This is a genomic window from Marinobacter sp. UBA2498 (assembly GCF_002341575.1).
Lineage (GTDB): Bacteria > Pseudomonadota > Gammaproteobacteria > Pseudomonadales > Oleiphilaceae > Marinobacter > Marinobacter manganoxydans.
The window spans coordinates 1-7,146 of the sequence record NZ_DDOI01000115.1; the positions used below are offsets into that span (position 1 = coordinate 1).

The following is a 7,146-nucleotide window of genomic DNA, read 5'->3' on the forward strand; positions in this document are numbered from 1 at the left end:
GTCCGGAAAGCCCACTCAACACCTCCAGCCGGGCCTTGACCGGAATCCAGTCGCCGTGGATCTTGATCCTTTCCGCTCCATCAACCATTTTGGCGCCTCGTGTCCCCCCTGCCTGATAACCGGCAAAGATAACGGTTGTACGGTGCTGGCCGAGGAGACGTTTGAAGTGATGAAGAATGCGACCGCCCGTTGCCATACCGCTGCCTGCAATAATTACGTGCGGGTAGGCCTGATCAGCCAGCGCCTTGGAGTCTTGGGCGCTGCGGCTATAATGAACGGTGCTGCACATTTCGTGGCATTCTGAACTGCTCAACCGATGCTGATCTTCGTAGCGGCAGTAAATCTCAGAAACATCAATCGCCATGGGGCTATCCAGATAAACTGGCAACCTTGGAATTCGTCCCGCCTTCATCAGGTCGGTGAGCATATGCTGCAAGACCTGCGCTCTGCCCACGGCAAAGGCCGGAATCAGTATATTGCCCCCTTTGTCGACGGTTTCATTAACGATGTCTGCCAACTGCGACAACGGGTCCGCATCGTCGTGGCGACGATTGCCATACGTTGACTCCAGCATCAGCATGTCCAGAGCTGGCAGAGGCGCAGGTGGCCTCATGAAAATATCATTGAGGCGGCCCACATCGCCGGAAAAACCGACGCGTTTACCTTCCGCCTCGATGATGACACAGGCCGCCCCGAGAATGTGCCCGACCGGTCGCAGATGAAAGCGTATATCACCGAGCTGGATCACTTGGTGAAAGTCCACCGACTGAAACAGCTCCATGCAGGCTTCTGCATCCTCCTGATCATACAGGGGCTCCGGATTCTCATGCCTGCTCAGCTTATGGCGGCCGAGGTAATGTGCCTCCTCTTCCTGAAGATGGCCGCTATCGGCCAGCAATATGCTGCATAGCTCTCGGGTGGCATGATGGGTATAAACCGCCCCCCGGAAGCCCTGCTTGTACAACACGGGGATGTAGCCTGAATGATCCAGATGGGCATGGGTCAGAAGCACGGCATCCAGCGAGGCAATATCGAGCGGCAACGGTTGCCGGTTGCGCTTTCTCAGCCACTTGTACCCCTGAAACAGGCCGCAATCGACCAATACACGTGTCTGGCCGGTTTCAACCAGGAACTTGGAGCCGGTCACGGTTTCCGTGCCACCCAGAAATGTAATGTTCATCGGCGCTCACCCTCCACCTGATTGAGAAAATGCCTGACCGGCGGCACCAGCAACTCGCTGACATCGATCTCATTGCTGCTGTGTGGAACCGTGTTGGTGGTCACCAGCGTCTGCAGGCCGGTACCCAGAAGGTAGGTGTCCGAGGCCTCCGCAAAAATGCCATGCACCGCCGCACACAGGATGGCCTCCGTGCCTTGCGCCTTAAGTGCCCTGACACACTCGCCAATGGTGCGTCCGCTGGAAATAACGTCATCAATGATGACGGCTTTCCGGCCGTTATACGCCGAGATATCCGGCAAGGTGACTTCAACGCGCCGGTCACCCAGACGCTGCTTGGTGCCAATGACATAAGGATGGTTACTGGCCTGCGCGATACTTGATACCCATTGCTCACTTTCCGCGTCCGGACCTACCAGCAACAGACCGTTTTGCCCCCGTAGCCAATCCGCCAGCGCCGGTGCTCCCTGAACAACTTGCGTGGGTATGCTGTAGATTTCGTCAAGAGACTGGTACCTGTGCAAATGTGGATCAACGGTGATCAGCCAGTCGATATGTAAAGACAAAGACTGGGCAAACACCCTGGAAGTGACCGCCTCCCCTTCTTCGAAGCGTCGATCCTGGCGCATATAGCAAAGATAGGGCGCCACCAACCCAATCGACCTGGCACCGAGTTCCCGGAGAGTTTCAAAGAGAAACAGGAGAGCAAGGTATTTGGTGTCTGGATGCGTTAGGTCGGCCAATATTACGCAGTTCGCACCTTTGACTGATGTGAGCACACGTAAGTAGGACTCACCATCAGGGAACCTCCGCACCTGCAAACTTCCCGGCTCCAAGTTAAGCTGATCACAAAGCTTCTCCTGTAATGGGTGCGGGGTGAGGCTAAACAGCACATTTTTTTCAATAATGTCCACAATCATTCCTCTTGCGATACAGTGAAGATTGCCGGCCCCATATCGTTAAACGCCAGCGCATAATCCTGCTGTCCCGGACTGTCACTGAGTAACTCATAGAGAGGCTCTCCCTTAATGACGATATCGCCGACGTTCACCAGCAGCCGTAGTCCTGCGGTAGAACTGGCAGGCGCTCCTGCCAGCTTGGCGACACGGGCAAGCCGACGGTTGTCGATAGACACGATTGTTCCGGATTCCGAGGACAGAACTGGACGCCGAAAACGGGCTTCACCTAAGCTCTTCAGTCCCCCCTGAGCCTTTGTTATGCGCTTGAACTGCTCCCAGGCAGAGCCGTCTTGAAGTAATCGCTCTGCTTTGATCATCCCCTCTTTCACGCCAAGACCATCGGCCAGATCGAATAAATGGCCAGCCAGCAAGATGGCGCGGCTCCGTAGATCCTCCGGCGCACCCCGCTTTCCCTGCAACACGGCCAAAACATCACGGGCCTCCTCTGTCGGCCCGATCCCTGCACCAACCGGCTTGCTGCCGTCTGTCGCGATGCAGCGTACCTTCAGCCCACAGGCCGCCCCAACGCTTGTGAAAAGAGAGGCCAGCCGGTCGGCATCGCCGGGCGTTCGAACCTTGGCCGTCTCCCCCACCGGAATGTCAATCACCGCATGGGTGGAACCGGCAGCAATCTTCTTGGACAGCACCGAGGCCACGAGCTGGCCCTCACCATCAAGGTCCAGCGCTCTCTCGATGCGAATCAACAGGTCATCAGCCGGGCTGAGGTTCATCGCCCCACCCCAGGCGAGACAGGCACCGGTTTCTCTGACCACACGGCGAATCTCGTTCAGCCCAAGCCTCACATTGGTCAGCGCTTCCATGGTGTCCGCTGTTCCCGCCGGTGAGGTGATGGCACGGGAGGAGGTTTTAGGCATTACTAAGCCTGCTGCGCTGACGATCGACACAACCAGCGGCGTGGTCCGGTTGCCCGGCAGGCCTCCAACACAGTGTTTGTCGAACACACGATCCACGCCTGGCCAATCGAGCTGTTGTCCGCAATTCACCATCGCCTGGGTCAAAGCAACAATCTCATCGAAACCTAATCTGCCACCCGCACAAGCGCTCAGGAAACAGGCTATTTCGACATCGCTGTATTTGTGTGCGGAGATATCGGAGACAATGCGAGCCATCTCAGCCGGAAGCAAGCTGTGTCCGAATACTTTCCGACGAACCAGACTCAAGGATTCGATATAGGGCGCATGATGTACTGAAACCAGGTCAGACTGAGCCACCCCGAGCCGCTCTATGGCGATATCTGAAAGCCCCGCATACCCTTTGGGAACCGTTTCATCAGACGAAATATTGAGAGTTGCGATGATGGATCGTCCCTGTGAGGAAATTCCCACCCTGGAACTGGCGGAGAATCCTTCTGAAAGGCACACATCACAATCATCACGCATGTAGACGACAGGCTCCTGATGAGTATTGATACCCATCTTGAAAACCCGTAACTGACTGGAAGACGCCACCATGTATCAACATCCTTTTCTGCGTTGAAGAATAATTTCAGTGTTCTGATCAGAGGTCGTTCATACGCCCTATCTGCCTGGCCAATCGCATAGCTTCGTTCTCTTCCATGGTTAGCAACGACTGCAGTAATTCTTTCGCCTCGGGAATTTCGGCTTTGTCGGCCATGGTACGATAAAGGTCCTCTATCTGATCATGGAAATCGAATACTTCTCTGCATATGCCCTCAAAATCCAGCTGTGCGTATGGCTCATCGCAGGTTCTGTGGGTCTTAATGGGATGGTGAGACAGGTAGTCGTAGACCCTTGTCTCCAACGCTTTGGAATCGCCCTGCGACTTGAACTCGTTCACAATACGTTCCATTTCCGATTCATGGGTCGCCAAATAGTCCAGCAACGCTTGTGCTCGCTCTTCTTCATTCTTAGTGGCGCAGTCGGACAGGCATCTTGCAAGATGAGCATGCAAATCCCGTGTCCAGCTAATAAGTTCTCCAAAGGTTTTGATGTCCATTTACCCGTTCCCCCTTGTTGTCATTAATCATGTCAGCAAACAGCAATTACCTACCACTTAAACTCATAAGCCTGAATTCACACTGAAAAACCCCAACAAAAGATGCAAAAAGAGTCGCTCAATAGCGTGGGCTTGATGAACATCAATTTTTCCAATTGGAAGTGTTCGTCTACCCTAAGCCGTCCAGTCGGGTTCGCTTTAGCAGGAGTGCATTTACCGCAACAAGAGCGGAGCTTCCAGACATTGCGAGCGCCGCTACTTCTGGGCTTATCACCAACGGATAGAACACGCCTGCCGCCGCGGGAAAGGCGATGACGTTATAGCCCACCGCCCAGAACAGGTTCTGGTGCATCTTGCGCAGGGTAGCGCGCGACAGCTCGATGGCTCCCAGCACATCGTAGGGGTCGCTCTTCATCAGCACCACGTCAGCGCTCTCAATGGCCACATCGGTGCCGGCACCGATGGCGAAACCCACCTCCGCCTGGGTCAGTGCCGGGGCGTCATTGACACCGTCGCCCACCATGCCAACCTTCTTGCCCTGAGCCTGGAGCTCCTTGATCTTGTCTGCTTTCTGCCCCGGAAGGACATCGGCGATCACCATCTCAATGCCGAGTTCCCGGGCGATGCGCTCGGCGGTGGCCTGGTTGTCGCCGGTGAGCATCGCCACCTCCACCCCGCGTTCCCGCATTTTCTTGACCATCGCCGCAGCGGTGGGGCGAGGCGCATCGGCAATGGCGATAAGGCCGACCAGCTTCCCGTCCTGGGCGACGTGCACCACGGTCTGCCCCGCGCTCTGCAGACGCGCGGCCTCGTCCTTCAGGCTCGCCATGTCGACCTTCTCTTCGTCCATCAGCCGGCGGTTGCCGAGCAGCACGGTCTTGCTGCCAATCTCCGCCCGCGCGCCCTTGCCCTCGATGTTGGTGAAGCCGGTCAGCGGATCAAGCTGCAAGCCTTCGGCCTTACTTTGTATCGCCTTGGCCAGAGGATGGTCCGAGCCCTGCTCCACCGTCCCCGCCAGTGCGAGGACCGCCTCCTCGGTGCTGCCCGCCACCACGACCACCTCGACCACCTGCGGCTCGCCCATGGTCAGGGTGCCGGTCTTGTCGAAGACCACAATATCCAGCCGGGTGGCATCCTCAAGTGCAGAGGCATTCTTGAACAAGATGCCGTTCCTGGCGCCGAGGCCGGTGCCCACCATCACCGCCATGGGCGTGGCAAGGCCGAGGGCATCCGGACAGGCGATCACGAACACGGTGATAGTCAGGGTCACGGCAAGCAGCAGGCTTTGGCCGATCCACCAGAACCAGACGGCGAAGGTGAGCAGGCCGATTACGATGGCAATCACCACCAGCCACTGTGACGCTTTGTCCGCCAGCAGCTGCGCCGGGGCCTTGGAGTTCTGCGCCTCCTGCACCAGCTTGACGATCTGCGCTAACGCGGTGTCGGAACCTACCTTGGTGGCGCGATACCTGAAGCTGCCGCTCTTGTTAATGGTGGCGCCGATCACCTTATCGCCGGGCTTTTTTTCCACCGGCATGGACTCGCCAGTGAGCATGGACTCATCCACCTGGGACTCGCCCTCTAGAACCTCGCCGTCCACCGGAATCTTATTGCCGGGGCGGATCACGACGATGTCGTCCTTCAGAACCTCAGCGGTGGGAACCTCCCGTTCCTGGCCATCACGCAACACCGTGGCCTTGGGCGGCGCGAGATCCATCAGCGAGCGGATGGCGTCGGAGGCACCGGCACGGGCGCGCATCTCCAGCCAATGGCCGAGCAGGATGAACACCAGCAGCACCGCCACCGCCTCGAAAAACTGCACACCCGGGAAAAAGAGCGTGGAACCGACGCTGAACAGGTAGCCAGTACCCACCGAGAGAACGACCAGCACAGCCATGTTGAGCACGCCGTTTTTCAGCGCGCGCCAAGCGGCAACAAAGAACGGCCAGCTTGGCCAGAGCACGGCGATGCTTGCCAGTAATAGCAACCATAGGTCTAGCCGCAGCCCGAAGGGTGGCACCGGTGGTTCGAACAGCCCACCCATGGGCGAATAAATGAAAATCGGGAGGCTGAAGATCAGGCAGACCCAGAAACGGTTGCGCATGTCGCGCACCATTGCCTGCATGTCCATGCTGCCGCCGTGGCCCATCTCGTGGGCCATCTCGTCCTTGGCGCCGGTATGTTCGCCGTGTTCAGCAGGATGCGCCGTATCGTCGTGGCCGGTGTGGGAGGCATGGCCATCGTGGACGGGCGTGGACACAGCCCCGGCTTCGGTCGGCGGGTCCCCCGGGTCGCAAACGTGCCTGGGCAACTGTTCTCCGGAACAGTGATAGCCGCACTCGTGTATCCGGGCCTTGATAGCCTCAAGGTCCACCGTCGCCTCATCATAGGTGACGGTCGCGCTGCCGGCCACATAGTTGACCTCGGCCTTCTTAACGCCGGGCAATCTCAATAGCTGTTTCTCTACGCCCCGGGCACTCAGTGCCGATAGCAAGCCGCGGATCTCCACGACGGTATTTTTCATTCCTTGGTCCCCTTTCCTTAATTGGCCAACCGGAGCTTTTATCAGGCAGAAGAACACCCAGCATAAGCGCCACCCAGATCATCAGAGCATATCTACCTGAATCCAAAATGAATCACCGGCTTAAACCGAATCAGATTGTGATCTCGGTCAAGAAACCCCAGAGCCGCGTTCAAATCATTTATCCGGCACAGCATGACAACTGTTTTACATCCTTGGTGAACGTTTGCGCACAGAGTTTGAGTCCTTCAACCATGGTCAGATAAGGGAACAAGTCATCGCCGATTTCCTGAACGGTCAAACCTGCTCGTAACGCCATCACCGCCGTTTGGATAATTTCACCGCCTTCCGCTGCGACAACCTGCACCCCGAGCAACTGCTTCGGCTTCAGAGAGGCCAACGGTGGCGACTTGAGGATCGGTAAACATGACCGCGGGCATGGCACTGAGGTCGAGCCTGGCCTCGCCTTCCTTACAGGAATATCCCATCTAACACGTAATCCTGAACACCGG

General features: G+C 57.2%; 5 protein-coding genes and 1 pseudogene. All 6 read right to left on the bottom strand.

Translation table 11 applies throughout. The features are described 5' to 3' along the window. Window positions 1–1,180 (bottom strand): MBL fold metallo-hydrolase (locus tag B2W52_RS15965; protein ID WP_286803721.1); only part of this gene is annotated, 1,180 nt, incomplete at its 3' end. Beyond that, on the bottom strand, window positions 1,177–2,097 hold the full coding sequence (locus tag B2W52_RS15970) for a ribose-phosphate diphosphokinase (RefSeq protein WP_264995195.1): 921 nt from the start codon (window positions 2,095–2,097) through the stop codon (window positions 1,177–1,179). The genes B2W52_RS15970 and B2W52_RS15965, both read right to left, overlap by 4 nt. Continuing rightward, entirely contained in the window at window positions 2,094–3,608 is a 1,515-nt protein-coding gene (locus B2W52_RS15975) for a thymidine phosphorylase family protein (protein ID WP_286803722.1), read from the bottom strand. Before B2W52_RS15975 ends, B2W52_RS15970 begins: the two co-directional genes overlap by 4 nt. 46 nt (window positions 3,609–3,654) lie before the next feature. Next, window positions 3,655–4,113 carry an ATPase gene (locus tag B2W52_RS15980; RefSeq protein WP_286803723.1) on the bottom strand — a complete coding sequence of 153 codons (459 nt, stop codon included), beginning with the start codon at window positions 4,111–4,113 and terminating at the stop codon, window positions 3,655–3,657. A gap of 169 nt (window positions 4,114–4,282) precedes the next feature. Then, complete coding sequence (locus tag B2W52_RS15985; protein WP_286803724.1) at window positions 4,283–6,637, bottom strand: heavy metal translocating P-type ATPase; 2,355 nt, start codon at window positions 6,635–6,637, stop codon at window positions 4,283–4,285. 178 nt (window positions 6,638–6,815) lie between these two features. Continuing rightward, window positions 6,816–7,101: pseudogene (locus B2W52_RS15990) on the bottom strand (mercury(II) reductase); the annotation flags it as partial. Window positions 7,102–7,146: the final 45 nt, after the last annotated feature.

Excerpts from the sequence above, each read along its gene's own strand:
- B2W52_RS15970 (WP_264995195.1), bottom strand. The coding sequence starts at position 2,097 with ATGATTGTGGACATTATTGAAAAAAATGTGCTGTTTAGCCTCACCCCG.
- B2W52_RS15975 (WP_286803722.1), bottom strand. The coding sequence starts at position 3,608 with ATGGTGGCGTCTTCCAGTCAGTTACGGGTTTTCAAGATGGGTATCAAT.
- B2W52_RS15980 (WP_286803723.1), bottom strand. The coding sequence starts at position 4,113 with ATGGACATCAAAACCTTTGGAGAACTTATTAGCTGGACACGGGATTTG.
- B2W52_RS15985 (WP_286803724.1), bottom strand. The coding sequence starts at position 6,637 with ATGAAAAATACCGTCGTGGAGATCCGCGGCTTGCTATCGGCACTGAGT.